We start from the raw sequence: 25,496 nt of genomic DNA, 5'->3' as shown, positions 1-25,496 counted from the left end.
CACGTTATTTCATGTCCGAGGTCACCGTTTGGTGTTCAAAGACGCCAGATGTGCGGTCAGCTGCGGCCGAATTTCCACCATTTGGGCTTGTTGGCTTTGATTTCTTCTTCGGTCAGCGGCGGTGGGACGGGTGGGCGGGACTCTTCGGTGAGGAAGTCGCCGGATTCGGTGTCGTAGGCGGTGACGCCGAGCTTGGCGGCGATCTCCATCACCAGCGGGATCGAGCGGGGGCCGTCGTTGAGGTAGAAGGTGATGTCGCGGACCTCGACGCTCTTGCCGATCGACATCTCGACGTCGTAGTCGTCGCTCTTCAGCACCAGCCAGGAGCGGTTACTCGCGTCGACGCCGGGCGCGAGTTCGCGGACCTGGTCGAGTACCGACTCCGTGGTACCGACCGATGGTGGTGCGTAGCCGTCCGGAATGTCGTCGAGACGGCGGACGCCGCCTGGTCCTCGCATCGCGTAGATAGCCCAGCTCATACCGACAGCATTGCTCAGTACCGCTCGAACACGAAACCCGGGTCCGTCGGCGGAACGGGATTGCGAATTGTCGGTGGGCCCAGGCAGAGTGCTGGCACGCGGAGGAGGTGGCTGGATGCGGGTGCGGGCGATCGACGAGGACGGGCTGCGGCAGGTCGAGCGCTGGCTGGCGGCGGATCCTGTCGGCGGCGCGATCTTCGGCGGGTTCTACGGTCATGCAGTCGAGCGCTGGACGCCGTTGCTGCAGGCACCGAGCCGGCACGGCTGGATCACGTTCGACGAGAGCGGCCCGATCGGGTTCATCGACCTGGAGGTCCTCGATGACGAAGCAGAGATCACGTACTACGTGAGTCCTGCGCACCGTGGTCGAGGGCTCGGCCGCCAGACGCTGGACCAAGTCGTCCAGCTGGCCGCGGACGTGGGTGCTCGCCAGATCCACGCGTCCGTCGACCCGGCCAACGAGCCCGGCCTCGCCACCCTCCGCTCAGCCGCCTTCACCGACCTCGGCACCAACGAGTTCGACGAAGCCGAGTTCGCCCTCACCCTCCCCGACCCCGCAGCGCCGGCTCCACCCGTCGATCCGGTCGGCCCGGCTGAGCCGATCGATCCCACTGGCCCGGCTTCGCCTGTCGATCCTGCCGGGACGGCTCGGCCCACCGATTCTGCGGCGGCTGAGGGGGAAGTGGCGGGTGACTGATTACGCGGGGGTGCTGGCGTTTTGGGAAGGGCGGGTGGTGTTGGTTCGCGAGCGGTACGAGGACTGGGTGGACGAGCAGTGGTCGTTGCCGAGCGGGGCTGTCGAGCCGGGTGAGACGCCGGCTGAGGCGGCGGTGCGGGAGTTGCTCGAGGAGACCGGGTTGCGGGTTCGGGTCGACCAGTTGAGGCTGGTGGCCGAGGTGGTGGTGGAGAGCAGGGACGGGGCGTCTCGTAGTACGGCGTACAACTACTGCGCTGAGGTCCCGGATGGCGACTTCGCCATCGATGATCCGGACGGGTCAGTGCAGGAAGCTCGCTGGTTCCTGCCGGCCGAGGCGGTTCCGTTGGTCAGCGCCGTTCCCTATCCACCGCTCAGCCAACCGGTCGCGGCCTTCCTCGGCGGGTCCGGTCCGACTCGCTGGTCCTTCACCTACGACCCGGCCGTTGCCTTCCTCGATCGCGTGTACGAGGTCACCAGGTCAGCGCTCTAGTGCAGGGTGGGCTGGTAGATGAGTTCCTGGAGGTTGCCGTCCAGGGTGCGGGTTTCGAGCAGGGTGAGGTCGAAGTCGGGTAGGCCGTCGAAGATCCGGGTCGCTCCGGTCTTGCCCGTGATCACCGGGATGACGGTCACCTGGATGCGGTTCACCAGGCCGGCGGCGAGCAGGGCGCGGTTCAGGGCCAGACTGCCGTGGGACCGCAGGGGAACGTCGGATTCCTGCTTGAGGCGGGTGATGACCTCGACGGCGTCGCCACTGGCGATGGTCGCGTCCGGCCAGTCGACGGGGCCTTCGAGCGTGTTCGACACCACGGTGGCCGGCAGGTTCCTCAGCTGGGTGATCCAGGAGCCGGGTTCCTCGAACGCTCCGGGGAACGCCGCGGCCATCTCCATGTTGTCGCGGAAGGTGGCGGCGCCGAACACCAGCCGCTGCTGCTCGGAGTACTGGCCGAAGCGGTGCTCGAGGAACTCCGGCCCCTGCTTGCCCCAGTAGCCGCCCCAGTCGCCGGTGTGGTTGCCGTAACCATCGAGAGTGGAGAAGACGTCGAAGGTGTAGATCGCGGTCATGATGCGCTCCTCGAATCCGGTGGGCGCCCCCTCCGGGCGGCCCCTCATTCGTACTACGAACCCCGGCTCACCGATCCGACATCACCACCCAAGAGTTTTTCCGAGGTGCAGGATACGGCCGGGGAAATGGGGTGTGCTTGGGATTTGTGGGGTTGATGATGGGGCGATGGTTGAACTGGATCCGTTGATCAGGGCGTTCTATGCGGAGCGGTACGTGGAGGATGACAGGCTGGTGCGGTCGGGGCACGGGCGGCTGGAGTTCTTGCGGACGCAGGAGTTGATACGCCGGTACCTGCCGGGGCCGGGGGCAACGGTTCTTGATGTGGGTGGCGCGACCGGTGTGCATGCGCGGTGGCTGGCGGCCGATGGGTATGTGGTGAAGCTGGTGGATCCGGTGGCGGAGCATGTTGCGACGGCGTCGGAGGTCGGGACGTTTGCGGCGATGGTCGGTGACGCGCGCAAGTTGGAGCAGGCGGATGACAGCGTCGACGTGACGTTGCTGTTCGGGCCGCTGTATCACCTGGTCGACGCGGCCGATCGGGCGCAAGCGCTGGCCGAGGCGCGACGGGTGACCAGGCCGGGCGGGCTGGTGGTTGCCGCGGGCATCAGTCGGTACGCCGGGCTGCTCGAGTACGGCAACAAGGGGATGCTCAGCGAGGACACCCTCCCCGAGTTCGAGGTCGCGCTCACCACCGGGCGCAACTACGACGACCCGACAGGCTTCACCAACGCCTACTTCCACCACGCCGACGAACTCCGCGCCGAATTCGACCAGGCTGGCTTCGACGCGACCGAGGTACTGGGCGTAGAAGGACCCGCCGCCGCGACCCTCGAGCACGCCGCGCCTGCCGACGTACCGACCCTTCTCCCCTCAGCAATCCTGCTGGCCCGCCTCGTCGAGAACGACCCGAACGTGATGTCCACCAGCTTCCACTTCCTCGCCTTCGGACGCGCCTAGTAGACCGAGTAGCCGCCGTCTATCAGGAGTACTGAGCCGGTCATGAAGGATGAGGCGGGGGAGGCCAGATAGACGACTGAGGGCGCGATCTCGGCGGGGGTGGCGTAGCGCTGGAGGGGGGCGTCGAGGATCCAGTTCTGCTGGAATTCGGGGCGGTCGACGGGGGCCATGTCGGTTTTGACGTAGCCGGGGGCGATGGCGTTGACGCGGATGTTGTGCGGAGCCCACTCGGCGGCGAGGCTGCGGGTGAGGTGGTGGACGGCGGCTTTGGAGGCGTTGTACGACGCCTGGTGCTGCGGCCGGTTGACGATCTGCGCGGACATGCTGCCCACGTTGACGATCACCCCGCCGCCGGCGGCGATCATGCCGCGTGCGACGGCAGTGCTGGTGTTCCACAACGCAGTCACGTTGAGGTCGAGCACCTGCTGCCACTCGTCGTCGGGGACCTCCAGGGCCGGCCGGTGGATCGCGATGCCGGCGTTGTTCACCAGTACGTCGATCCCGCCGAGCGCCGCCGTCACCTCCTCGACCATCCGCGTCACGTCGGCCCGTACGGTGATATCGGCCTGTACTGCGAACCCGCGCCGCCCGATCGCCTCGAGCTCCGCCACCACCGCCGCGTTCCGCTCGGCGTCGCGCGCGGCGATCGCCACGTCGGCGCCCGCCTCGGCCAGCGCCAGCGCGAAGGCCCGCCCGAGCCCGCGATTGCCGCCGGTCACCAGCGCCCGCTTGCCGTCCAACGCGAAACTCTCCAGCACGCTCATTCAGTACTCCTACCAGTACGCAGAGTCATCCCAGGTCCCGAAGCGATGTCAATAGCTGCAATCCAGTACAGCGAAGGACCGCCCGGCACGTAGCATCGTGCCGCGATTCGAGCCAGGGGTGGGTCTCGTTCGGCCACCGCGACGATGGGTCCGGCATGCGTCCAGGACCGGGGAGAAATGGGTAAGCATGGCTGAGGAGTCAGGCCCCAGGCCTGGACATTTCCTTCCACAGGGCGACCAGCCGGCGAGTACTTCGACGTACCGGCGACCGCCTGTACCGGCGTACGGCGATCCCTCTGAGCCGCTGGCGCCGCCGGCCCGGCCGTTGTTGACCGGCTCGAGGCTCGGCCCACCGCCGCCCGGTGATCGCGCGGCGGCCGCGTTCAAGGCGCGGTACAACCCGGATCCGGTCGCGTTCGCGCCGCGGAAGCGGTCCAAGGCGATCGTCGCCGCCGTCGTCGCCGGTGCGACGATCCTGGTCGCCGGTGGCGCCTTCGCGGCGACCCTGGTGCTGTCCTGATGGGTCTGCTCGCGGAGGGGCTTTGCGCGGCCGGTTGTGGGCCCTGCAACACTTTCGCTGCAGCGACAGCCGAAGTCAGCTGTTCACCGACGGACTGAGGTAGATGGATGGCGGACGACGAGCGGGTGCCGGAGCCGGGTCACTTCCTGCCCGGAAGTGACGTGCCTACGGGTGAGGTTTCCCCGGTTGCTCCGACGTCCAAGCTGGAGCTCGGGTCCGGTACCGGTCTCGGTCTGGGGGAGGCCCGGCCGATCAGCGTTTCGCAGGAGCCTGCCCGGAAGAAGGCGGCTCCGCTGCCGGACGACCCGGAGTACCAGGGCTTCTACAGCGGTCCGCCGGCCGCGCCGCTGCTCGGTGCGCCGACGGGGGCGTTGCGCGGGACCCGGCAGCTCGGGCGGGTGCGGTACGCCGGATGGAAGACGACGTCGCCCCGGGCGGCCGTGCAGGAGTTCTCGACCCATTCGCCGTACCGGAAGCCGGCCCGGCAGTTCTCCCAGCGCTTCGTCGGCCTGGTCTCCGCCCTCGCCCTGGTCATCGTGGCCGGCGGCACCATCGCGGCGTACGCCAAGATCGACAGCTTCGGCAACGAGGTCACCAACCCCCTCGCCGACCCCTCCATCAAGCCCTCCGAAGGCCCCCAGTCAGTAGCCCCCAACCCAACCGTCACGGTGACTATCCCACCCGTGCCGGACCTGGTCCGGTTGCAGAAGAACCTGCTCTACAAGGTCGGCAAGCTACCCACCGTCAAGTGCGCCCGGCCCAAGATCAAGCCGACCAGCAAGGCCAACGTGCTGCGCTTCTACCAGGGGCTGGTTCCCTGCTTGCACGAGACCTGGGAGCCACTGGTCCTGAAGGCGAACTACCCGTTCCGGCAACCGAAGCTCGTACTCGCCGGGAAGACCAACACGACCAATTGCACCGGCGAGTCCACCACGTCGAACTACTGCCCGACCGACGAGCTGATCACGATGGAGTGGGAGAAGGATCTCAAGGACTACAAGACGTACGGCAACCAGGTCATCGTGCACATGATGGACGCCCTGGCCCATGAGTACGGTCATCACGTCCAGAACCTGACCGAGATGTCGACGGCCTCCAGCTCACGCGAAGGCTTTGCCAAGACCAAGGCGGAGAAGCTGGAGTGGAGCCGCCGTCAGGAGCTTCAGGCCAACTGCCTCGGCGCGAACTTCCTCGGCGCGAACAAGGTCACCCTGGGCCTGACCGGTCAGGACCTGAAGTACTGGGAGTACGAGACGAAGAACAGCGGCGACGAGTTCGACCCCAAGAAGATCCGCGACCACGGCTCGAAGAAGAACCAGTGGCTGTGGTCCGGCCCCGGCTTCAAGTCAGCCAACCCGGCTACCTGCAACACCTACGTCGCGCCGTCCGCGAAGGTCAGCTGAGCTGGAGTTTGAAGCCTTCGTGGGTTTGGGCGAAGCCCAGGTTCTGGTAGAAGCGGTGGGCGTCGACGCGGGCTTTGTCGGACGTCAGCTGGAGGATGGCGCAGCCCCGGGCGCGGGCCTCTTCGATGGACCACTGCATCAGGGTGGTGCCGAGGCCTAGGCCGCGGGCCGAGGAGGCTACCCGGACGGCCTCGACGAGCGCCCGGGTGGCGCCCTGGCGGGAGAGGCCGGGGATGACGGTCAGCTGGAGCGTGCCGATCAGCTCACCGTTGCGCTCGGCAACGACCAGGAACTGGTTCGGGTCGGCGTCGATCGCGGTGAAGGCGGCCCGGTACGGCGTCAGGTCGGCGGGGGTCTCCCGGCCGGCGCCGATCTCGTCGTCGGCGAGCATCGCGACGATGCCGGGGACGTCGGTGGCGGTGGCGCGGCGGATCACGACATCGGTCATTTGCCTTATGCAATCACATTACTTTAGGTGAGGACCGTTTACTCCCTGTCGCGCCGGGCACGGGTGGTTGGACACCAACTGCAACCCGCCCGTAGCCGGAGTCGCGCGGGTCGGGTGCGTGGCGGCGGTACGGGCCAGTCCGGAAGGAACGCCGATGTCAGCACTGGCCATCGACTTCACCCAACCTTTTGAAGATGCCTTCAGCAAGCTTCTCGGGTTCATCCCGAACCTGCTGGGCGGCATCGTCATCCTGGTGATCGGCTACTTCGTCGCCAAGGTGCTCGGCAAGCTGGTCGGGACCCTGCTCGGCAAGGTCGGCTTCGACCAATGGATGGAACGAGCCGGGGTGTCCGGCGTCCTGCAGCGGTCGGGCACGGGGCTGACCGCGTCGACGATGCTCGGCAAGGTCGTGTTCTGGTTCGTCTTCCTGATCAGCTTCACGATGTTCGCCTCCGCGCTCGGCGTACCGGAGATCTCGAACTTCATGTCCGACATGCTCGGCTACATCCCGCGGATCTTCGCGGCGATCGTGATCGTCTGCCTGGCGGCGCTGTTCGCGAACTTCCTGGCGGCCGTGATCCGCGGTGCGACCGGCAATGAGACGCTGGCCAAGGTCGGCCGGTACGCCGTACTGGTCTACGCCGCCTTCGCTGCCCTGACCCAGCTGGGCATCGCCGTCCAGCTGACCGGCAACACGCTGCTCATCGTGCTGGGTGGTGCCGCCCTGGCCCTCGGCCTCGCGTTCGGCCTCGGCGGCCGCGAGATGGCCGGCCAGGCACTCCACACCCTGTTCGACCGCACCACGATGAACCGCCCCGCCGCCGACGGCACGGCCGGTTCGAACGGTATGACTGGTTCGAACGGTACGACCGGCAACGGAACGGCCGGTGGCAACGGCACTGCCACGTACCCGACCCAGGAGCCCGCTCACCACGGCGCTCCCCAGTCCAACGGCAACTGGCCGGGCAGCGACAACGGCTGGAGCACGGAACCCCCGCGCCACAGCTGACCGCAGTACCAGAACAGGCGGGTGTGATCCGATCACACCCGCCTGTTGGTTCTAGTCCTCGGAGCTGTCCGGCGACGTTGCGTCCGGTCCGGCCCGGCGGACGTCTTCCACCTTGGCCATGGCCTCGCGCAGGTCGCCGAGCCAGCTCTCGCTGTGCTGCGCGACGAGCTTCACGCACCAGCCGAGCGCGTCACTGCGCGACCGGGCGACACCGGCGTCGACGAGCGTGTCGAGCACCTGCCGCTCCGGCTGCCGCAGCCGTGTCATCACCGGCGCCGACAGTGACGTGAACACGGTCCGGGTCTCCCCGGCCCGCACGCCCCAGGCGACCTTCCGCCGAGTCGCGTGCTCCAGCTCCCGGGCGATCTCGATCCGCTTCTCCCGGGTGTCCTCCCGGAACTGCTTGATCCGTCCCTCTTCAGCCGCCGACCGCTCGGCCGCACTGACCCCGTCACCCTGCTCGGGCGCCGCGATCCTCCCGACCACGAGAATCTCGTCGCGATCGATACTCACCTCAGGCTCACCCTCGAACCACCCCGCCGGAAGCCGACCCGTAAGCCAGCCCCGAACGCGCTCACCCTCTGACTGTGTATTCATGTAATCATGATTACATCCAACACAAGCCCAGATCCAGTACGGTGACGCATCTTTGGGGGTGAGCGTTGGTGAGAGAACGAGAAATCTCGTCCGTACGTGCCGAGGTGAACTGTTCGCTGCCTGGCGACGCGGATTTCGCGGCGGTGGCGCGCGGGTGGCTCGAGGGTGGGGCGGAGTTGTTTCCTGAGTTGTTCGGGGAGTTGGGGAAGGGTGTGGTGCACGGTGGGTTCGTGGATCAGGCTCCGGTTACCGCGCGGATGTCCAGGTCGAAGTTCTCGGTGGCCGGGTGGAAGAAGAGGCTGGCGGGGCTGGCGGAGCGGCCGGTGGGGCTGACGCTGACGATGACGGGGGCTCCGGACCCGCTGCCACAGCCTGGGGAACCGTTCGAGAAGTACGAGTGGGCGTCGATCTCGATGGTTGACGAGCACGGCGGAACGGCTGGAATGCTCAGGCTGACGATCGCCGCGGGTACGGCAGCGTCCTGGGGGACGGACGCCGGTGACCGCTGGATGTCGTTCCTGGCCGAGGTCGTCGGTTCGGTCACGGTCGTCTACGGCGAGGTCGCGGTGAACGGCAATGTCCACCACACCACGGCCTTCGACTCGGCGATCGGGCGGAACCATCTCGACTCGCTCGCGCAGAGCTCGGAGTACATCCGTGGCTACAGCTGGATCACGCTGTGCCCGGCCGTTCTGGTCGAGCGAGTCGGCGGTGTCAAGGGGTTGCGGGCATCGGGAGCCTTCGCGGAGGTGAGGCTGCTCGGCAGCGGTGATGTGCTGCTACTGGCGACGTCGACGCCGCAGGAGTTCGATCGGGCGGCGCTTCGCAGAGTGTGGGTTGCGTTGGCGCCGGTGCTGCCGGCGGGACTCCCCAAGCTGCCGATCCATGAAGAGCATCTTGAGGTGGTTCTCGAAGATGCCGCGGACGTCAGGTGAAACAAGCGGCCCCGCCCCGTAACGGGGTCGGGGCCGGGCCGCTTGTGGTCGCCTACGCAGCAGGGGATGTTGCGTAGGCGGATCTGAGGGTCAGGTGGGCTGAGGGGGCCGCGCCTGTGTGGTCCAAGCCCAGTAGGGCGGCACCGACCACGGGTGGGACGTCTACTACTCGGGCGACCGCCTTCGGAGCGGCCGCAGCTAGTAGGCGGACGACTGTCTCCATCAACAACGGGTGGCCGGCTGTCAGGACGCCGCCGCCCAGTACTACGTCGGTGGGCTCGTCCAGGAGGTCTAGGCGGCGCATGGCTACCACTGCCATGGAGACGACCTCTTCGGCCTGGTGCTGGACGATGGAGCGGGCTATGGCGTCGCCGGACGCCGCCACCTGGAAGAGGAGAGGAGTCGCTTCCAGGCGGCGGGAGACCGGGATGTCGCCGAGGTGGAGGGCCTCGATCAGGGCCGGCATCGACTCCACGCCGTAGTGGGCGGGGAGAGCGGTGGTGAGGGAGGTTGCAGGGCCTCGGCCGTCGTCCGCCCGGGCTGCCGCCCAGAAGGCCTCGTCGGCCAGTTGCTGGCCGCCGCCCCAGTCGCCGGAGATCTTGCCTACGGCGGCGAAGCGGGCGGTACGGCCGTCAGGCAGCAGTCCTGCGCAGTTGATGCCGGCGCCGCAGACGACCGCGACGCCGCGCGGCTCGTCCACGCCTGCCCGCAACAAGGCGAAGGTGTCGTTGGCGACGTGCACCGACGTCGCCCAGCCGAACGACTCGAACGCCTCGGCCAGGCGCTCCTCCTCGATCGGCAGGTCCGCGTTCGCCAGGCACGCGGAGATCTGCTGGACCAGCGGCACCTCACCGACCGCCAGCCCGGCCTCCGCGGCCGCGGAGGCGACCAGCGGGGCCAGGCCCTCCACGGCGGCGTAGGCCCCGACGATGTGCGGCTCGAAGCCGCCGCCGCGCGCAGTACCGAGGACTGTGCCGTCCGCCGATACCAGCGCCACATCGGTCTTGCTATTGCCCGCGTCGAAGGCCAGTACGCCGCCAGGCACCAGCGGTCTCATCAGGCGAACCCCGTCAGTCATGGTCACGCCCACGGCAGGTACTCGCGGTTGTGCGCGAGCAGCTTGTCGGTGAGCTGGTTTGCGTACTCGATCTGCCCGATCAGCGGATGCGCCAGCAGTGCGTTGAACACCCGCTCCGCACCGCCCTTCAGAGCCGCTTCGAGAGCAAGATTCTCGTACGCCGTGACGTTGGCGACCAGCCCCGCGTACAACGGCTCGAGGGGCGAGATCGGCAACGGCGTCGTACCGGATGCCCCTACCGTCGCAGGCACCTCGATCACCGCGTCATCGGGGAGGAACGGCAATGCGCCGTTGTTCAACGTGTTGACCACCTGCATGTCACCAGTGTCGTTCAGCAGCGAGGACGCCAAGGCGACAGCGGCTTCCGAGTAGTAGGCACCACCACGTTGCTCGAGCAGCGCAGGCTTCTCGTCCAGCGTGGGATCGGCATACAGGTCGAGCAGTTCCTTCTCGATCGCCGCGACCTCGGACGCCCGCGACGGCTTGTCCAGCATCTCGCGGACGACCTCGTCGTGCGCGTAGAAGTAGCGCAGGTAGTACGACGGTACGACTCCCAGCGACAGCAGCAACTCGGCCGGCAGCTTGATCTCCGCGGCCAGCTCGGCCGAGTGGGCCGCGAGCAGCTTGGGCAGGACGTTCTCCCCATTGACCCGGACACCGCGCTCCCAGGTCAGGTGATTCAGCCCGACGTGGTCCAGTGCGACCTCTTCGGGCTTCACCCCGAGCATCCCGGCGAACTTCCGCTGGAACCCGATCGCCACGTTGCACAGCCCGACGGCCTTGTGGCCCTCGGACAGCAGGGCCCGGGTGACGATCCCGACCGGGTTGGTGAAGTCGATGATCCACGCGTCCGGGTTGGTACGCCGGACCCGCTCGGCGATGTCCAGTACGACTGGAACCGTCCGCAGCGCCTTCGCGAGGCCGCCCGCGCCGGTCGTCTCCTGCCCGACGCAACCGCATTCGAGCGGCCAGGACTCGTCCTGACCACGCGCTGCCTGCCCGCCGACGCGCAACTGCAGCAGGACGGCGTCCGCCCCCTCGATCCCTTCGTCCAGGTTCGACGTGGTGACGATCTTGCCCGGATGCCCTTGTTTCGCGAAGATCCGCTCGGCCAGCCCGCCGACCAGCGCGAGCCGGTCGGCCGCCGGGTCGACGAGGACCAGTTCCGACACCGGCAGCGAGTCGCGCAGCCGGGCGAATCCGTCGATGAGTTCAGGCGTGTAGGTGGATCCGCCACCGACGACTGTGAGTTTCAACCTTTGACCCCTGTGAGTGTGACGCCTTCGATGAAGGCCTTTTGGGCGAAGAAGAACAAGATGATCACCGGCGCCATCACCAGCAGGGTCGCTGCCATGGTGAGGTTCCAGTTGGTGTGGTGGGCGCCCTTGAAGGATTCCAGGCCGTAGCTCAGCGTCCAGGCGGCCGGGTTCTCGGAGGCGTAGATCTGCGGTCCGAAGTAGTCGTTCCAGCAGTAGAAGAACTGGAACAGCGCGACCGCCGCGATGGCCGGCTTGGCCATCGGCAGGATGACCCGGACCAGCGCCCGGAAGTCACCGCAGCCGTCCACCTTGGCCGCGTCCACGTACTCCTTGGGAATCGTCAGCAGGAACTGCCGCAGCAAGAAGATCGAGAACGCGTCGGTGAAGGCCAGCGGGATGATCAGCGGCCACAGCGTCCCGGACAGGTGCAGTTGCTTGGCCCAGAACAGGTACATCGGCACGATCACGACCTGCGGCGGCAGCATCATCGTCGAGATGACCAGCATCATCGCCAGGTTGCGGCCGCGGAACTTGAAGCGGGCCAGGGCGTACGCGACCGGGATGCTCGACACCAAGGTGAGCACTGTGCCGAGTACGGCGTACACGAGGGTGTTCTTCCACCAGGTCAGGAAGCCCGGGGTCTCCCACACCGTGCGCAGGTTCTCCCAGTGCCACGAGTCCGGCCACAGGTCGCGGGTCAGCGCCTGCTGGTCGCTCATCAGCGCGGTCAGGAAGACGAACACGAACGGCAGCACGAAGAACAGCGCCGCCGCGATCGCCAGCGTGTGCACCGCGACCCAGTTCAGGAACCTGGTACGCCGGGCCTCGCGGCCCGCCGTGGTCAGCCCAGGAGTGGAAGCCGGGGAGTCAACCCGGGATGTCGTCAATGTACTCATGCAGGCCTCCTAGTCGTCCGTGGCCAGGAAGCCACTGCCGCGGCGCATCAGGAACGCCGTGAACACCATCGCCAGCACGAACAGCACCAGCGCGATCACCGAGGCGCCACCGGTGTCGAACCGCTGGAAGCCCAGGTTGTAGACCAGCTGCGGCAACGTCAGCGTCGACTTCTCCGGATAGCCCGGTTCGAACTGTTGCCCCGAGCCACCGATCACCCCGCTCGCGACTTTCCCGGCGATCAGTGGCTGGGTGTAGTACTGCATGGTCTGGATCACGCCGGTGATCACCGCGAACAGCACGATCGGCTGGATGTTCGGCAGCGTGACGTGGCGGAACCGCTTCCACGCCCCGGCGCCGTCCAGCGAGGCCGCCTCGTACTGCTCCATCGGCACGTCGAGCAGCGAGGCCATGAAGATGACCATCAGGTCGCCGATGCCCCAGATCGCCAGCAGGGTCAGGGCCGGCTTCGACCAGGCCGGATCGTTGAACCACCCTGGTTGCGGCAACCCGATCTTGCCCAGGATGTTGTTGATCGGTCCGGTGCCCGGGTTGAGCAGGAACGCGAACGCCATCGTCGCGGCCACCGGCGGCGCCAGGTACGGCAGGTAGAACAGAGTCCGGAAGATCCCGGCGCCGGTCTTGACCTTGGTGATCAGCAGGCCGATACCGAGCCCGAAGACGACCCGCAGGGTGACCATCACGATCACCAGCCAGAGCGTGTTGCGCAGGGCCGGCCAGAAGAACGGGTAGTCGGTGAAGACGTACTTCCAGTTCTTCAGGCCGGTCCAGACCGGCGGGGTGAAGCCGTCGTACTTCATGAAGCTGAAGTAGACGGTCGAGATCAGCGGGTACAGGAAGAAGACGCTGACCCCGATCAGCCACGGGGAGAGGAAGGCGAGGTTGCGCAGCCGCTCGCGACGGCGCTTGTCCCTGAGCCCTACCGAGATGGTCGCCATCACTTCGCCTGCGCGATGTCCTTGTCGATCTGGGCGTCGGTCTTCGCCAGACCAGCGGCCAGATCGGTTTGCTTGCCGGCCTCGAAGGCGTAGCCGAAGTCCTGCAGGGTGAGCTGGTAGGCGCCACCGTTCGGGCTGGCCGGCGTGGTGCTGCTCTTCGCGTGCTGGGCGATCTCGAGGAAGACCTTGAAGTTGTCGTCGGCCACCAGCTTGGGCGACTTGAGCGCGTCCAGCGTGGACGGCACGTTGTGGATGGCGTTGGCGAAGTTGACCACGGCGTCGGTGTCGGTGGTCATGTACTTGACCAGCTCCCAGGCTGCGTTCTGCTTCTCGCTGGTGTTCGCGATCCCGATGATGGTGCCGGACAGGTAGCCCTTGCCATAGGTGTCGGCCTGGTCGTCGGGGACGGGGAACGGCGCGACGCCGATGTCGAACTTCACGCCGGCTTCCTTGGCCATCCCGAGCCGCCACTCACCGTCGATCGACATCGCGACCTGGCCGGTGTGGAAGGGGTTCTTGGCGCCGAACTCGTCGCCGAAGGTCGCCCGGTACTTCTCCAGCTTGGCGAAGCCGCCGAGCTCCTTGACCAGGTTGGACTGCCAGGTGAGCATCTTGCCGAACGCCGGGTCGGCCGCCAGGTTCGACTTGCCGTCGGCGGTGAAGTACGTCGGGTTCCACTGCGCGGCGAAGTGCGTGGTGGTCGACTCGAAGCCGTGGAAGTTCGGCATGAAGCCGAGCTGGGAGAAGGAGTCACCCTTCGCCTTGGTCAGCTTCTTCGCGTCCGCGTCGAACTCCGACAGCGTCTTCGGCGGGCCGGCGATCCCGGCCGCCTTGAACGCGTCCTTGTTGTAGTACAGGCCGTACGCGTCGTTCAGCAGCGGCAGCGTGCAGCGCTTGCCCTCGAACTGGGTGTAGTCCTGCAGCGGCTTCGGGAAGGTCTTGTCCAGGTCGACGCCGGACTTGTCCAGGAACGGCTTCAGGTCCGCGAACACGTTCGAGGCGCAGAAGGTACCGACGTTGTCGGTGGTGAACGAGGAGACCACGTCCGGCGAGTTCGGGCCGCCCGCGCGCAGCGCCTGCTTGATCTTGTCGTCGTTGATGTTGCCGACGACCTTCACGTGGATGTTCGGGTGGGCGGTCTCGAACGCCTTCACGTTCGCGGCGATCGCGGCCACCTCGCTGGGCGCGCTCCAGCCGTGCCAGAAGGTGATCGTGGTGTCCTTGGTGGCGTCGTCGCTCGCCTTGGGGGCGCTCGACGTACCGGTGCACGCGGTACCGAGCAGCGCGATCGCCGCCGCGGCGATCACTGCTTTGTGGACTCGACGCATTTTCCGTTTCTCCTGATCCTGGGTGGAGCCGAACTGCATTTTGGGTGTACGGATCCACCGGGCCAGGTGGGTGTTCCCGGTCCGGGGATGTGTGTGGCGGTGGTCTCGGCGCTAGTCGGCACTGCCTCCGGTCGTCGTGCCGGCAGTGTCGAAGACAGCGTCGCGGGTGTAGCTCAGGGCGGACTGGAGGGCGCCGGACAGCACCGGGTCGGTGTTGATGGCGGTCATCAGCAGCCGCGGCCGCGGTACGGCGAGCTCGGCCAGCTCATCCTGGATCAGGCCGCGCAGCCGCTCGCCGCCGGCGGTGATGACGCCACCGGCGAGCACGATCAGTTCGGGGTCGACGACTGAGACGATCGCGGCCAGGCCGACCGCCAGCCGATGCGCGAACTCGTTGAGGACCGTGTCGCCGGCGCCGGGTGTCTGCAGGGCGACGGTGATGGCGGCTTCCGGCGTACGGGCCTTGAGGCCGTTGGCGCGGGCCAGCTCGAGGACGGGTTCGCCACCGGCGAGTTCCTGGAAGCCACCGGCGTTGTTGCGGCCGACGTTGCGGACCAGCGGTGTGCCGGGCAGGGGCATGAAGGCGACCTCACCGGCACCGCCGGTCGCGCCGCGGACGAGGTGGCCCCCGATCACTATCGCGGCACCGATGCCCTCGTCGCCCCAGAGCATGACGAAGTTGTCGCTGCTGTTCGCGTGCCCGACCTGCTGCTCGGCGACCGCGGCCAGGTTGACGTCGTTCTCGACCTCCAGCGGTACTGCGATCGCCGCGGCGAGCTCGTCGAGCAGGTGCGGCGCGTGCCAGCCGGGGAGGTGCGTCGCGTACCGCAGGCGGCCGGTCGTCGGGTCGAAACCACCGGGGGTGCCGATCGAGACGCGGTGCAGGCGGTCGCGGGTCAGCCCGGCCTCGCCGAGCGCGCCGTCGATGGTCTTGACCACCCGCTCGACCGTGCCCTTGGCGCTGCGGCCAGGGGTGGGCAGCTCGTAGCGGCCGACCACCTTGCCGGTCAGGTCGGCGACGGCGGAGCGAATCCGGGTCGGGGTGACGTCCAGGCCGGCGACGTAGGCGATGCCGCCGTTGATCTCGTACAGCTGGGCGTTGGGGCCCGGGCGGCCGGCGCTCGTGCCACTGGCCCGGACCAGGCCGGCGCTCTCCAGCCGCGCGAGCAGCTGGGAGGCGGTCGGCTTGGACAGGCCGGTGAGGTTGCCGAGGGTCGTTCGCGACAGCGGGCCCTGCGCGAGCAGCAGGTCGAGGGCGGCGCGGTCGTTCATCGCGCGGAGCAGGCGGGGAGTACCGGGTGTGCTGGCCATGTGCTAACCCTGCCCTTCCTTCGCTCTCGCGTCGCCGAACCACGCTGCTGGATGCTCGTCGAGATCAACTGTTAGGAAAGTTTCCTATTACCGCCAGACCGTACGGGTGCGCTGTGGCAGGTGTCAATCGATCGACGGTCACGGGTTGCTTCTGGCTCAAGTCAGGGTTGGCTTACTTGTCAGCGGAGTAGGCGGGGGAAGGGCTTTCCGTGGAGTTCACAGCAGGCCGGCTGATGCGCCGGGCGATCGGCCGGCTGGAGCCGCTGCTGATCGCCACATCCGATGCAGAGAAGGCTTCCCTGGTACTACGTGCCGTGTCGCTCGGGTTTGCCGGTACTACTGCGCTAGCGGTCGCCGACACCACGGCGCTTGCGACCGACCTGGTTGGTGGACTGCGGACGTTGCGTGGGATCGGGGCGCAGCACAACGCTGCTGAGCGCTCGGGTACAGCGGGCAGGTGTTTGCCATGGCGTGTGCGTCGGCCGAGCGGCTGGTCTCGGTGCTCAGGTCGCCGTTCGAGATCGCTACTGGTACCTCTACCGCTTTAGACCCTGGTGCGCCCCTGCTGGCTTTGCGGGAAGTCAGCGGAGTCAGGCGCGCATGACGAACTGCTGGCTGTAGGTGGTCGCTACAGCCAGCTCTGGCACAGCTGGACAGGTACCTCTAGGGAAGGCGCCAGTCGATAGGGGTGCCGCCCTGCTCGACGAGCAGCTGGTTGACCCGGCTGAACGGCTTGGAGCCGAAGAAGCCGCGGTCGGCGGACATCGGGCTCGGGTGGGCGCTCTCGATGTACGGCGTACTGCCCAGCATCGGCTTGAGCGTCTGCGCGTCCCGGCCCCACAGGATCGCCACGAGCGGGCCGCCACGCTTCACGAGCGCGTGGATGGCCTGCTCGGTCACGGCCTCCCAGCCCTTGCCCTTGTGCGAGGCGGACTTGCCCGGCTGCACGGTGAGCACCCTGTTGAGCATCAGCACGCCCTGCTCGGCCCACGGCGTCAGATCCCCGTTGCTGGGAGCCGGTACGCCGACGTCGGCCATCAGTTCGCGGTAGATGTTCTGCAGGCTGCGCGGGATCGGGCGCACATCCGGTGCCACCGAGAAGCTCAGCCCGACCGGGTGCCCGGGCGTCGGGTAGGGGTCCTGGCCGACGATCAGCACCTTCACATCGTTCAGTGGCTGGTTGAAGGCGCGCAGTACGTTCTCGCCGGCCGGCAGATACGGCCGCCCGGCCGCGATCTCCCCGCGCAGGAACTCACCCATCCGCGACACGGTCTCCTCGACCGGAGCCAACGCCTCGGCCCAGTCGGCCGCCACCAGATCATTCAATGCCTTGGGACTCACCCGGACATGATGTCACCCATTGTTCGCGTGTCGGTCAGGTCGTTGGCCGATCTGTCCCGGTAAAAATATCCCCGGCCCCGCAAAAGGTATGAGCTCTTGCGGGGCCTTTGCGTTGCCGTCAGGCGGTCTGCCAGCCGAAGTTGAGGGAGTGGCTGGTCGGGTGCTGGCGGTCGTAGAAGCGGTGCGCGTCGGTCCGGGCGGTCCCCGAGTCGAGCTCCAGGTGCGTAGCGCCGTGGTCTTTGGCCCACCTGCGGGCAGCTGTCAGCAGGGCCGCGCCGGTGCCTTGGGACCGATGGCCGGGGTCGACGGCCAGGTCCTCGACCCAGCAACGCTGACCGAATCGGACCGACTCCAGGTCGAGGTACGTCGTCGCGAATCCGACGATCGTTTCACCGTCCACCGCGACCAGTACTCCGCTGCGCGGCCCGGCGATGGCCCGCTCCAGCCGCTCGGCCGCCACGACGGGATGCCAGTCGGCCGGCTTCGTACCGGGTGGTGCGAAGAGCCAGGCATAGGCATCGACCAGTTCCGGGATGTCGGCGTCGGTAGCTGCGCGCACGTTGCTCATGCAGTCGACCCTAGGGAACTGGTCGCCTCCGGCGGCAGATCCAATCCGCCACCGGTCCACCAGTCCACTCAGTGCTTGTTGGCGAGGCGCTCCACGGCCTTGGCGTACTGCTTGGCTACTTGGAGTTGGGCGGCTCGGGTGATGGGGCCGCCCAGGCGGCTGTACCAGGTGGCGGGGCGGCTGTAGGCGAGGATTGTGTAGTAGATGCCGTCTGGTTCGCGGGTGACGACCAGGGACTCCTCGCCTGCTTGCGGATGCCCTTGCAGAGTGCCGTAGGCGAAGCCGGTGCGGTCGGGCTCGTCTACGACCCACACCACTCGGCAAGGGACGGGCAGGCCGACAGAGCCGACTCCCAGCCGGCCGAGTGAGTTCGTACCGATCACCAGGGGAGTGTCCGTGGCGATGACGTGGATGCCGGCCGCGGCGTGGGCCTTCCAGGTCATCACCGCCTCGCCTGCCCGGCGGAACACCTCGTCGCCGGTGCCGATGCGGTGGCGGTACTCGAGCCGGTGGTAGCCGGGTGGGGTCTCGGGCTGCGCTGTCGACCCGACCACGTCGTAGCTGAACCGCTTGTCACGCAGGTCGTCGAGCTTCATCCCACTCCTTCAGCCGGCGCCAGGCCAGCAGTCCGCACAAGGCGAAGCCGAGCGCGTTCGCCACCCCATGTGTAGCAACCATCCAGCGCAATGGCAGGTACGGCGTCGCCACCACATGCCCCAGTGCCCAGCTGAGCGCCAGCAGCATCGTCACCATCAGAGTCCCAGCCGACAGGATCAGCAGCACCTTGGTACTACGCTCCGCCGCCCGCGACCTTCGCCACATCGTCCACCCGACCAGCCACATCCCTGCGGTCAGTACTACGGCCCCGGCCAGCTCGACCGGGTCGCCAAGGAAGAACCCCAGCAACACAATCCCGGTACCCAGCGGGACACTGATCGCCGCAGCCGTCGCCGTCTTGGCACTAGTCGACTCCACGACCAGACAGGCGACCAGAGCCGCGGCAAAGCCGGCGAAGTGGAAGTGGGCGACCGTCAGCGAGAGCACTGTGAGACTGAAGCCGAACAGCTCGTACGACGAGCGCTCGGCGACCAGTGCGAGTGCAGCGATCGCCGGTGTCGCCAGTGCGGTGTAGAGGGCGATCTCCCTGGCCCGCAGGCGTTTCCGGCTGATTAGGTCGTTGGCAGCCAGTAAGGCGAGCACTAGCGTGCCGACCAGGTAGATGCTCGCCAGGGTGATGGACAGCGGACCGCGGCCGAGCCAGAGGGAGATGACCCCTGGCACGGCCGCGACCGGCCACCAGCGACGGACGGTAGTACCGCCATCGATCTTCACGAGGCTGAGCCCGAGCGGCACGATCACGAGCATGCCCAGGCTCACCACCAAGTGGACCAGTGTGAGCACTAGGTGCTCTTGAGACCAGTGGTCTTGTCTTCCTTCAGGGCGTTGAAGAGGGCGGTCGCCTTCTTGTTGTCCCACTTCACGGCCGAGCCGTTCGGGGTGCTGAGGTTGGTGTCCGAGACCGGCACGGTGAGGGTGACGCCGCTACCGCCGGCCGAGACCGCCTTCATCCCGCGGGCGAACTTGAGCAGGGTGAGCGGGCCCATGTCGCTGTCGATGGTGAGCGCCTCGGCGCCCGCGGTGCTCAGCTTGTAGAAGCGGAACGGGTTCAGGAAGGTGCCCGGGCCGACGGCCTTGCCGGCGATCGCGCCGATCATCTCGCGCTGCCGCTGGACCCGGCCGAGGTCGCCGAGCGGATCGAAGTGCCGGGCCCGGACGTAGCCGAGCGCGTTCGGGCCGTTCAGGTCCTGGCAGCCGGCCGGCAGGTCGATGTGTGCCTTGTCGTCTTTGATTGCCTTGGGCAAGCACATGTTGATCCCGCCGACCGCGTCGACGATCGAGGCGAAGCCGCCGAAACCGATCTCGACGTAGTGGTCGACGCGCAGGCCGGTGACACCCTCGACGGTCTGGATCAGCAACTTCGGGCCACCGAACGCGAACGCGGCGTTGATTTTGTTCTTGCCGTGGCCTGGGATCGGGACGTAGCTGTCCCGCGGCAGGCTGACCAGCGCGGTCGGGCCGGACTCCGGCACGTGCAGCAACATGATCGAGTCGGTCCGCTGCCCGGCCGCGTTGCCGGTGTGCAGTTTGGCGCGCTCGGCCCGGGACAATCCCTCGCGGCCGTCCGACCCGACCAGCAGGTACGTCGTACCGGAGGTGTCTGCCGGGCGTTCACCGGACGGCATCACATCGACCTTGTTGATCTTGCCCCAGGCGAGCAGCGGGATGCAGATCAGGCTCAGCACGAACAGCAGGACGATCAGTCCGATGATCCGGGCGAACCAGTTGCGCCGCTTCTTGGGTCGCACGGGCGGCCGGCTGACATAGCGCGGGTCGATGGACTCGGAATGGCTCATGGCACGACGCTATCGGGATCCGGGGCTGTCATGCGTCAGCCGGTAGAACGGTCTTGACGAATACTTTCAGACCGGACCGGGCCGTAGCGTCGATCAAAAGGATGATCTTGGGCCGGAGATCGAACCAATCCGCCGGAACGTGCGCGGCGCTTGGCCGACGCGGGCGCTGAACAGCCGGCTGAAGTACGCGGGGTCGTCGTAGCCGACCTCACGGGCGATCACTGCGACGGGGAGGTCGGATTCGGCCAGCAGGGCCTTCGCCTGGTTCATCCGGGTGGTCAAGATCACCTCCTGTGGCGTAGTACCGGACGCGCTCCGGGTTGCGGCTCTCAGATCATCGACGGTCACTCCTAGAGCTTCGGCGTATTGCGGGATCGACAGTGGGCGGCAGGCGATGGCTCTGAGTTGGGCCACCAGCTCGTTGCCTGGTTCGTCTTGGGCAGCGGTTGCTATGAGGTCGTAGAGGGCTGCAGTCGCTTGTACTTCGCTGGTCTGGGCTACTCGGAGCAGCTTGGCGAAGGACCGTTGGATTGGGCGGGGGTCGGCGTACCGGCGTACGGGACGGTCTGGGGTCAGGTGACCTAGGTGGGTGAGGGCGTTGGTCGCAGTACCGCTGAAGAGGACCCAGGACTGGCGCCACTGGGTGGCAGGGCGGTAGCCGTGCAGTACGCCGGGGAAGAGCCAGAGGAGCGCAGGGGCCTCTACTGCGTGGAGTGTGCGTTCAGGGCCGTGCAGTAGGTGGCCTCTGCCCTGGTGGAGGAAGACGGCGGCGTGGCAGCCGAGGGCGCGCTCCGGAGGTTGGCCCGGCGGGTTGCGCTGGGTGCCGACGCCCAGACAGAAGAGTCCAAGTTGTCTCTCGATCTGTCCTGGGGTCAAGTAGATCGACCAATCGTCCATGGCTACAAGAGTCCAAGAAGTACTCGTTGCAGTCCATTCCGGCGGGCGGTCGCTCGCGGGTGCAATGGTGCGGTGCTGACTTCTAATGGGTATGTGTTGCCGCCTGAGCGGCTTGGGGTGCTGGCGGAGGTGCCGCGGCGGGAGCGCGGAGACCGGGAGGCGTTGCGGAAGCGGCTGGCGCGGGATGGGTATCTGTTCCTGCGTGGGTTGCTCGATCCGGCTGTGGTGCTGGACTTCCGGCGCTACTACTTCGAGGCGACGGGGGTGGCTGACAGTCGCGGCGTACCGGCTGAGGTGGAGCGGGGTGAGCTTCGGCGGGTGCTGTTCAGCGAGGTGGTGCCGGGGGCGGCGTACGGGGCTTTCTGCGCGCAGCCGGCGTTGCGGGGGTGGTACGAGTGGTTCCTGGGTGGGGAGACGTTCCTGCACCGGCGCAAGATCATCCGGCACATCGCACCTGGCGAGGCGGGCATCGGTACGGCGACGCAGGCGCACTACGACCTCGTCTACCTCCGCGAGGGCACCGACCAGGTGCTGTCCGCATGGATCCCGCTAGGCGACTGCCCTGTCTCTCTGGGCGGCCTCACCTACCTGGAGGGCAGCCACCACCGGGTACTACGGGAGGAGGCGGCCGGAACGCTCAAGCGGCCCGCGGCATCGATCACTGCCGACCTGCCTGGCCTGGCCGAGTCGTACGACTCTCGCTGGCTGGTCGCCGACTACGAGGCCGGCGATGTGGTCATCCATACGGCCCACACTGTCCACGCCGCGCTGGACAACGTGTCGTCGACGATGCGGCTCTCGACCGACATCCGCTACCAACTGGCGGACGCTCCCATCGACGCCCGCTGGCAGTCCGATTGGCACGATCGCGACGGTCTCTAGGACCTGGTTTGCGCGGGATTTCCCCAGAATCTGAGATCACTCTCGCTAACGACATTCATTTCGGTTAAGGTTTTCAGGACCGACCGGAGCGGCGTACGGTGTGCCGATCCGGCGGCGCGAGTCTGAGGAGAACCGTGAACCGCAACGAGCTGGTCGCCGGCGTGGCGACGAAGGCGGGCATCCCGCGCAACCAGGCCGAGAAGGTGCTCGACGCGCTGGGCGACGTCGTCACCGAGGCCGTGCACAAGGGGGACAAGGTCTCGCTGACCGGCCTGCTGAGCATCGAGCGGGTGATGCGCGCGCCCCGCACCGGCCGCAATCCGCAGACCGGCGAGCCGCTCTCTATCCCGGCCGCGTACTCCGTCCGGCTGTCCTGCGGAAGCCGCCTCAAGGCTGCTGCCCGGGGCGACCTCCGCACCGTCTCCTGATCAGCGCTGGACGGCTGTCGCCCAGTACTCCGTTGTGGGGGTCGGCGGAGTACTGAACCGGGCGTTCGGCAGGTAGATCCGCGAGCCGTAGAAGGCCATCGTGGTCGGTACGTCGAAGTCGGCGCTGGTGATCTCCCCGACCAGCCGGCCCTTGCTGCCGGAGCTGTCGAGGTCCAGCACCGCGATCTTGTTGAGCCGGTTCTGTGCGACGTACAGGGTGTGGTTCGACCGCAGTAGTCCGTCGCCGGCCGTCAGAACCGTGGTGCCGAGGTCGATACGCCGGGTGACGCCGGTGCGCGGGTCCACCCGGAACAGGAAGCCGGTCGCGGACTGCACGATGATCAGGTTGCGCCCGTCCGGCGTGAGCGAGATGCCGTTGGCGTTGAGGTTGACCGGATCGTGCACGTAGTCGCCGCTGAGCGGGATCGTCTGCACGGCCGCCTGGCTGGGCAGCTTGCCGTTGCGGCCGAGCGGGACCTTGTAGATGGCCTGCTGACGCGAGTCGGTGAACCAGGCGGCGTCCTTGCCCAGGATGACGTCGTTGACGAAGGTGTTCGCCGAGGTGGTGAAGGCGTAGCCGGCCAGCACGGTGCCGGACTGGGTGTCGATCACCCGGCCGTTGCCACCGGTCCCGCCGGCCACGAAGAGACGGCCGCGCTGGTCGAGCTTCATGCCCAGGGAGGGGGTTCCCGGGCCCTGGACGATCACGGTGCCCTCGCCGGTACGCAGGCCGGCGGCGTAGATGTCGCCGTCGAGGCGCGAGCCGAAGTACGCGGTACCGGTGTGGTCGATCGCGATGCCCTCGGGCTGGAAGCCGGCGGGCAGGTCGATGCGCTTGGGGTAGGTGGCAGCGGCTCGCGACGCGGCTGCCTCGGCCACCGCGTTGGCGGGGTTGACGCCGAAGTGGATGTGGTCGCAGAGGCCGTCGTCCAGGAAGGTGCTGGAGGTCTGCTGTTTGACGGCCGTGGTGGCAGCGGGCGTGCCGGTGACCGCGGAGGCGGTGAGGCTGCCGAGGATCAGAAGTGGGAGGCCGAGAGTGGTGGCGAGCGCGCGGCCGAGGTGTCTGGGGTGGGGACGTGACATGGCGGAGTGTCCTCCTGGTCGATAGACCGTTCCTTCAACACTAGGGACACGGGCGGCGGCGCTGAACAGTTCAAGGCTGTTGATAACTTTCCCAGCGCTTGCGGGGCAACAGGTAATGTCACTGTGAGTGGCTCAGGCCGGAGCCGGCAGCGAAGGAGCGGGGCAAGAATGACAGCAGGGATCGACAGCTCGGATCTGTCCACGACGGTCCGGCCGCAGGACGACCTGTACCGGTATGCGAACGGACCATGGCTGGACCGCACCGAGATCCCCGCGGACAAGGCGATCTACGGCGCTTTCCACGCGCTGCTGGACGACGCCGAGCGGGACGTCCGGGCGATCGTCGAGAAGACCGCGGCCGCGGCGCAACCGGCCGGCAGTGAGGCGCGCAAGATCGGCGACCTGTTCAACAGCTTCATGGACACCGAGACGATCGAGCGGCTCGGCGCCGAGCCGATCGCCGACCAGCTCGACCTGGTGGCCTCGGTCAAGGACGTCGACGGCCTGGTCGCCGCGCTCGGCAAGGTCGAGCTGCAGGGTGTGCCCGGTGTCTTCTACTACGGCGCGGACATCAACGCGAAGAAGTCCGACGAGTACATCATCTACACCAGCCAGGGCGGCATCAGCCTGCCGGACGAGTCGTACTACCGCGAGGACAACTTCGCCGACATCAGGACGGCGTACGTCGCACACCTCGGCCGGATGCTGGAGCTGGCCGGACTGCCCGATCCCGCGGGGGCAGCTGAGCGGATCATGGCGCTCGAGACTCGGCTGGCCGCTGGGCACTGGGACAACGTGCGCAACCGCGACGTCACCGCGACGTACAACAAGGTCGACCGGGCCGGGCTCGAGGAGCTCACCCCTGGGTTCGACTGGGCAGGCTGGCTGTCCAACGCCGGTGTGCCCGAGTCGGCGTTCGCGCAGCTGGTTGTGCGCCAGCCGGACTATCTGACGGCCGCCGCCGCGGCACTGCAGGAGATCGACCTCGAGCAGTGGAAGGAGTGGCTGAGCTGGCGCATCGTGCACGCGGCTGCGCCGCTGCTGAGCAAGGCCTTCGTGGACGAGAACTTCGAGTTCTATGGCAAGACGCTGACCGGTGCGCCGGAGCTGCGCGAGCGGTGGAAGCGCGGACTAGGCGTGGTCGACTCCGCACTGGGTGAGGCCGTCGGCCAGCTGTATGTCGCCGAGCACTTCCCGCCGGCCGCGAAGGCGCGGATGGTCGAGCTGGTCGGTCACCTGGTCGAGGCCTACCGGCAGCGGATCGAGGCGCTCGACTGGATGAGCCCCGAGACGCGGCAGCGGGCGCTGGACAAGCTGGGGTCCTTCACGCCGAAGATCGGCTACCCGGACAAGTGGAAGGACTACAGCGGCCTGGAGATCAAGGCCGACGACCTGGTCGGCAACGTCCGCCGCTCGGTCGCGGTGGAGACCGCAAGGGACCTGGCCAAGCTCGGCCAGCCGATCGACCGGACCGAGTGGCTGATGACGCCGCAGACGGTGAACGCGTATTACAACCCGCGGATGAACGAGATCGTCTTCCCGGCCGCGATCCTGCACCCGCCGTTCTTCGACATCGACGCCGACGACGCGGTGAACTACGGCTCGATCGGCGCGGTGATCGGGCACGAGATCGGTCACGGGTTCGACGACCAGGGCTCGAAGTACGACGGCGCCGGCAACCTGGTCGACTGGTGGACCGACGCCGACCGGGCCGCCTTCGAGCAGCGCACGGCGAAGCTGGTCGCGCAGTACAACGCGCTCGAGCCGACGGACGCGCCCGGCCACAAGGTCAACGGCGAGCTCACCCTGGGTGAGAACATCGGCGACCTGGGCGGCCTGTCGATCGCCTACGTCGCGTACACGCTGTCGCTGGGTGGTGGCGAGGAGCCTGCTCCGATCGACGGCCTCACCGGCTCGCAACGCTTCTTCCTCGCCTGGGCGCTTGGCTGGTCCAGCAAGGCGCGTGAGGCGGAGGCCATCCGCCGCCTGGCGATCGACCCGCACTCCCCGCCGGAGTTCCGCTGCAACGCGGTCGTCCGCAACATCGACGCCTTCCACGAAGCCTTCGCCATCAAGCCGTCCGACGGCATGTGGCTGTCCCCCGAGGACCGCGTCCGCATCTGGTGACCGCGACCAGGCACCGGTGACCTTGAACAAGTAACGGTGACCTTGGACAAGTAAC

At 67.5% G+C, this 25,496-nt stretch carries 28 protein-coding genes; 10 read left to right on the top strand and 18 right to left on the bottom strand.

Features of this window, described 5'->3' with window-relative positions:
* Positions 1–56: 56 nt before the first annotated feature.
* Entirely contained in the window at positions 57–479 is a 423-nt protein-coding gene (locus tag ABD116_RS15220; RefSeq protein WP_343969354.1) for a hypothetical protein, read from the bottom strand.
* A gap of 115 nt (positions 480–594) precedes the next feature.
* Here ABD116_RS15220 and ABD116_RS15215 point away from each other — a divergent pair, with 115 nt between their 5' ends.
* Both ABD116_RS15215 and ABD116_RS15210 read left to right on the top strand, forming a co-directional pair.
* On the top strand, positions 595–1,176 hold the full coding sequence (locus ABD116_RS15215; RefSeq protein WP_343969351.1) for a GNAT family N-acetyltransferase: 582 nt from the start codon (positions 595–597) through the stop codon (positions 1,174–1,176).
* Positions 1,169–1,666 (top strand): NUDIX hydrolase, encoded by a 498-nt coding sequence (locus ABD116_RS15210; protein WP_343969348.1) that lies wholly within the window; start codon positions 1,169–1,171, stop codon positions 1,664–1,666. The genes ABD116_RS15215 and ABD116_RS15210 overlap by 8 nt, the downstream gene beginning before the upstream one ends.
* On the opposite strand, the gene ABD116_RS15205 is transcribed toward ABD116_RS15210, so the two are convergent.
* Positions 1,663–2,238: a dihydrofolate reductase family protein gene (locus tag ABD116_RS15205; protein WP_343969345.1), complete on the bottom strand. Its 576-nt coding sequence runs from the start codon at positions 2,236–2,238 to the stop codon at positions 1,663–1,665. The genes ABD116_RS15210 and ABD116_RS15205 overlap by 4 nt on opposite strands.
* 166 nt (positions 2,239–2,404) lie before the next feature.
* Between ABD116_RS15205 and ABD116_RS15200 the strand changes: the two genes are divergently transcribed.
* Positions 2,405–3,196 carry a class I SAM-dependent methyltransferase gene (locus ABD116_RS15200; RefSeq protein ID WP_343969343.1) on the top strand — a complete coding sequence of 264 codons (792 nt, stop codon included), beginning with the start codon at positions 2,405–2,407 and terminating at the stop codon, positions 3,194–3,196.
* Here the strand turns inward: ABD116_RS15200 and ABD116_RS15195 are convergent.
* Positions 3,193–3,960, bottom strand: a complete 768-nt coding sequence (locus tag ABD116_RS15195) for an SDR family NAD(P)-dependent oxidoreductase (protein WP_343969341.1) — start codon at positions 3,958–3,960, stop codon at positions 3,193–3,195. The genes ABD116_RS15200 and ABD116_RS15195 overlap by 4 nt on opposite strands.
* A gap of 187 nt (positions 3,961–4,147) precedes the next feature.
* Between ABD116_RS15195 and ABD116_RS15190 the strand changes: the two genes are divergently transcribed.
* Positions 4,148–4,480: a hypothetical protein gene (locus tag ABD116_RS15190; RefSeq protein WP_343969339.1), complete on the top strand. Its 333-nt coding sequence runs from the start codon at positions 4,148–4,150 to the stop codon at positions 4,478–4,480.
* Positions 4,481–4,587: 107 nt separating this feature from the next.
* A complete protein-coding gene (locus ABD116_RS15185; RefSeq protein WP_343969336.1) occupies positions 4,588–5,883 on the top strand; it encodes a neutral zinc metallopeptidase in 1,296 nt (431 codons plus the stop codon).
* Here the strand turns inward: ABD116_RS15185 and ABD116_RS15180 are convergent.
* The gene (locus ABD116_RS15180; protein ID WP_343969333.1) at positions 5,876–6,331 is read right to left on the bottom strand and encodes a GNAT family N-acetyltransferase; all 456 of its coding nucleotides are present in this window, start codon (positions 6,329–6,331) and stop codon (positions 5,876–5,878) included. The genes ABD116_RS15185 and ABD116_RS15180 overlap by 8 nt on opposite strands.
* 154 nt (positions 6,332–6,485) lie before the next feature.
* Between ABD116_RS15180 and ABD116_RS15175 the strand changes: the two genes are divergently transcribed.
* The gene (locus ABD116_RS15175; RefSeq protein ID WP_343969330.1) at positions 6,486–7,340 is read left to right on the top strand and encodes a mechanosensitive ion channel family protein; all 855 of its coding nucleotides are present in this window, start codon (positions 6,486–6,488) and stop codon (positions 7,338–7,340) included.
* 51 nt (positions 7,341–7,391) lie between these two features.
* Here ABD116_RS15175 and ABD116_RS15170 read toward each other — a convergent pair whose 3' ends face one another.
* A complete protein-coding gene (locus ABD116_RS15170; protein ID WP_343969328.1) occupies positions 7,392–7,853 on the bottom strand; it encodes a hypothetical protein in 462 nt (153 codons plus the stop codon).
* A gap of 152 nt (positions 7,854–8,005) precedes the next feature.
* Between ABD116_RS15170 and ABD116_RS15165 the strand changes: the two genes are divergently transcribed.
* Positions 8,006–8,872: a hypothetical protein gene (locus ABD116_RS15165; RefSeq protein WP_343969325.1), complete on the top strand. Its 867-nt coding sequence runs from the start codon at positions 8,006–8,008 to the stop codon at positions 8,870–8,872.
* Between the two features lie 52 nt (positions 8,873–8,924).
* Here the strand turns inward: ABD116_RS15165 and ABD116_RS15160 are convergent, their stop codons facing one another.
* The 12 genes from ABD116_RS15160 to ABD116_RS15105 all read right to left on the bottom strand — a co-directional run bounded on the left by ABD116_RS15160 (position 8,925) and on the right by ABD116_RS15105 (position 20,921).
* On the bottom strand, positions 8,925–9,929 hold the full coding sequence (locus tag ABD116_RS15160; protein WP_343969322.1) for an N-acetylglucosamine kinase: 1,005 nt from the start codon (positions 9,927–9,929) through the stop codon (positions 8,925–8,927).
* A 23-nt stretch (positions 9,930–9,952) separates the two neighbouring features.
* Positions 9,953–11,206, bottom strand: a complete 1,254-nt coding sequence (locus ABD116_RS15155) for a 6-phospho-beta-glucosidase (RefSeq protein ID WP_343969319.1) — start codon at positions 11,204–11,206, stop codon at positions 9,953–9,955.
* Complete coding sequence (locus tag ABD116_RS15150) at positions 11,203–12,105, bottom strand: carbohydrate ABC transporter permease (RefSeq protein ID WP_343969316.1); 903 nt, start codon at positions 12,103–12,105, stop codon at positions 11,203–11,205. The genes ABD116_RS15155 and ABD116_RS15150 overlap by 4 nt, the downstream gene beginning before the upstream one ends.
* Positions 12,106–12,114: 9 nt before the next feature.
* Positions 12,115–13,062, bottom strand: a complete 948-nt coding sequence (locus tag ABD116_RS15145; RefSeq protein ID WP_343969313.1) for a carbohydrate ABC transporter permease — start codon at positions 13,060–13,062, stop codon at positions 12,115–12,117.
* The gene (locus tag ABD116_RS15140) at positions 13,062–14,390 is read right to left on the bottom strand and encodes an ABC transporter substrate-binding protein (protein WP_343969309.1); all 1,329 of its coding nucleotides are present in this window, start codon (positions 14,388–14,390) and stop codon (positions 13,062–13,064) included. The genes ABD116_RS15145 and ABD116_RS15140 overlap by 1 nt, the downstream gene beginning before the upstream one ends.
* Positions 14,391–14,501: 111 nt before the next feature.
* On the bottom strand, positions 14,502–15,701 hold the full coding sequence (locus tag ABD116_RS15135) for an ROK family transcriptional regulator (RefSeq protein ID WP_343969305.1): 1,200 nt from the start codon (positions 15,699–15,701) through the stop codon (positions 14,502–14,504).
* Positions 15,702–16,364: 663 nt separating this feature from the next.
* Positions 16,365–17,042, bottom strand: a complete 678-nt coding sequence (locus ABD116_RS15130) for a uracil-DNA glycosylase (protein ID WP_343969302.1) — start codon at positions 17,040–17,042, stop codon at positions 16,365–16,367.
* Positions 17,043–17,160: 118 nt separating this feature from the next.
* Positions 17,161–17,610: a GNAT family N-acetyltransferase gene (locus ABD116_RS15125; RefSeq protein WP_343969299.1), complete on the bottom strand. Its 450-nt coding sequence runs from the start codon at positions 17,608–17,610 to the stop codon at positions 17,161–17,163.
* Between the two features lie 68 nt (positions 17,611–17,678).
* Positions 17,679–18,206 (bottom strand): DUF1990 domain-containing protein, encoded by a 528-nt coding sequence (locus tag ABD116_RS15120; RefSeq protein ID WP_343969296.1) that lies wholly within the window; start codon positions 18,204–18,206, stop codon positions 17,679–17,681.
* Positions 18,184–19,011 (bottom strand): YndJ family protein, encoded by an 828-nt coding sequence (locus tag ABD116_RS15115; RefSeq protein ID WP_343969293.1) that lies wholly within the window; start codon positions 19,009–19,011, stop codon positions 18,184–18,186. Before ABD116_RS15115 ends, ABD116_RS15120 begins: the two co-directional genes overlap by 23 nt.
* Entirely contained in the window at positions 19,011–20,024 is a 1,014-nt protein-coding gene (locus ABD116_RS15110; protein WP_343969291.1) for an LCP family protein, read from the bottom strand. Before ABD116_RS15110 ends, ABD116_RS15115 begins: the two co-directional genes overlap by 1 nt.
* A gap of 93 nt (positions 20,025–20,117) precedes the next feature.
* Positions 20,118–20,921 carry a helix-turn-helix transcriptional regulator gene (locus ABD116_RS15105; RefSeq protein ID WP_343969288.1) on the bottom strand — a complete coding sequence of 268 codons (804 nt, stop codon included), beginning with the start codon at positions 20,919–20,921 and terminating at the stop codon, positions 20,118–20,120.
* Between the two features lie 72 nt (positions 20,922–20,993).
* Between ABD116_RS15105 and ABD116_RS15100 the strand changes: the two genes are divergently transcribed.
* Entirely contained in the window at positions 20,994–21,803 is an 810-nt protein-coding gene (locus ABD116_RS15100) for a phytanoyl-CoA dioxygenase family protein (RefSeq protein WP_343969285.1), read from the top strand.
* A 134-nt stretch (positions 21,804–21,937) separates the two neighbouring features.
* A complete protein-coding gene (locus ABD116_RS15095; RefSeq protein ID WP_343969282.1) occupies positions 21,938–22,231 on the top strand; it encodes an HU family DNA-binding protein in 294 nt (97 codons plus the stop codon).
* Here the strand turns inward: ABD116_RS15095 and ABD116_RS15090 are convergent, their stop codons facing one another.
* Entirely contained in the window at positions 22,232–23,314 is a 1,083-nt protein-coding gene (locus ABD116_RS15090; RefSeq protein ID WP_343969280.1) for an SMP-30/gluconolactonase/LRE family protein, read from the bottom strand. It abuts the gene before it with no gap.
* Between the two features lie 168 nt (positions 23,315–23,482).
* Between ABD116_RS15090 and ABD116_RS15085 the strand changes: the two genes are divergently transcribed.
* Positions 23,483–25,441 carry a M13 family metallopeptidase gene (locus tag ABD116_RS15085; protein ID WP_343969277.1) on the top strand — a complete coding sequence of 653 codons (1,959 nt, stop codon included), beginning with the start codon at positions 23,483–23,485 and terminating at the stop codon, positions 25,439–25,441.
* Positions 25,442–25,496: the final 55 nt, after the last annotated feature.

It is taken from the genome of Kribbella koreensis, from assembly GCF_039525325.1.
In the GTDB taxonomy this organism is placed as follows: Bacteria; Actinomycetota; Actinomycetes; order Propionibacteriales; family Kribbellaceae; genus Kribbella; species Kribbella koreensis.
This window is presented reverse-complemented; position numbering and strand designations above follow the sequence as displayed.

What these genes read in the sequence shown, in the direction of transcription:
- ABD116_RS15220 (WP_343969354.1), bottom strand. Translation starts at nt 479, where the DNA reads ATGAGCTGGGCTATCTACGCGATGCGAGGACCAGGCGGCGTCCGCCGT.
- ABD116_RS15125 (WP_343969299.1), bottom strand. Translation starts at nt 17,610, where the DNA reads ATGAGCAACGTGCGCGCAGCTACCGACGCCGACATCCCGGAACTGGTC.
- ABD116_RS15135 (WP_343969305.1), bottom strand. Translation starts at nt 15,701, where the DNA reads ATGGCCAGCACACCCGGTACTCCCCGCCTGCTCCGCGCGATGAACGAC.
- ABD116_RS15110 (WP_343969291.1), bottom strand. Translation starts at nt 20,024, where the DNA reads ATGAGCCATTCCGAGTCCATCGACCCGCGCTATGTCAGCCGGCCGCCC.
- ABD116_RS15205 (WP_343969345.1), bottom strand. Translation starts at nt 2,238, where the DNA reads ATGACCGCGATCTACACCTTCGACGTCTTCTCCACTCTCGATGGTTAC.
- ABD116_RS15140 (WP_343969309.1), bottom strand. Translation starts at nt 14,390, where the DNA reads ATGCGTCGAGTCCACAAAGCAGTGATCGCCGCGGCGGCGATCGCGCTG.
- ABD116_RS15090 (WP_343969280.1), bottom strand. Translation starts at nt 23,314, where the DNA reads ATGTCACGTCCCCACCCCAGACACCTCGGCCGCGCGCTCGCCACCACT.
- ABD116_RS15150 (WP_343969316.1), bottom strand. Translation starts at nt 12,105, where the DNA reads ATGAGTACATTGACGACATCCCGGGTTGACTCCCCGGCTTCCACTCCT.
- ABD116_RS15190 (WP_343969339.1), top strand. Translation starts at nt 4,148, where the DNA reads ATGGCTGAGGAGTCAGGCCCCAGGCCTGGACATTTCCTTCCACAGGGC.
- ABD116_RS15180 (WP_343969333.1), bottom strand. Translation starts at nt 6,331, where the DNA reads ATGACCGATGTCGTGATCCGCCGCGCCACCGCCACCGACGTCCCCGGC.
- ABD116_RS15105 (WP_343969288.1), bottom strand. Translation starts at nt 20,921, where the DNA reads ATGGACGATTGGTCGATCTACTTGACCCCAGGACAGATCGAGAGACAA.
- ABD116_RS15215 (WP_343969351.1), top strand. Translation starts at nt 595, where the DNA reads ATGCGGGTGCGGGCGATCGACGAGGACGGGCTGCGGCAGGTCGAGCGC.
- ABD116_RS15120 (WP_343969296.1), bottom strand. Translation starts at nt 18,206, where the DNA reads ATGAAGCTCGACGACCTGCGTGACAAGCGGTTCAGCTACGACGTGGTC.
- ABD116_RS15085 (WP_343969277.1), top strand. Translation starts at nt 23,483, where the DNA reads ATGACAGCAGGGATCGACAGCTCGGATCTGTCCACGACGGTCCGGCCG.
- ABD116_RS15195 (WP_343969341.1), bottom strand. Translation starts at nt 3,960, where the DNA reads ATGAGCGTGCTGGAGAGTTTCGCGTTGGACGGCAAGCGGGCGCTGGTG.
- ABD116_RS15145 (WP_343969313.1), bottom strand. Translation starts at nt 13,062, where the DNA reads ATGGCGACCATCTCGGTAGGGCTCAGGGACAAGCGCCGTCGCGAGCGG.
- ABD116_RS15185 (WP_343969336.1), top strand. Translation starts at nt 4,588, where the DNA reads ATGGCGGACGACGAGCGGGTGCCGGAGCCGGGTCACTTCCTGCCCGGA.
- ABD116_RS15160 (WP_343969322.1), bottom strand. Translation starts at nt 9,929, where the DNA reads ATGAGACCGCTGGTGCCTGGCGGCGTACTGGCCTTCGACGCGGGCAAT.
- ABD116_RS15175 (WP_343969330.1), top strand. Translation starts at nt 6,486, where the DNA reads ATGTCAGCACTGGCCATCGACTTCACCCAACCTTTTGAAGATGCCTTC.
- ABD116_RS15200 (WP_343969343.1), top strand. Translation starts at nt 2,405, where the DNA reads ATGGTTGAACTGGATCCGTTGATCAGGGCGTTCTATGCGGAGCGGTAC.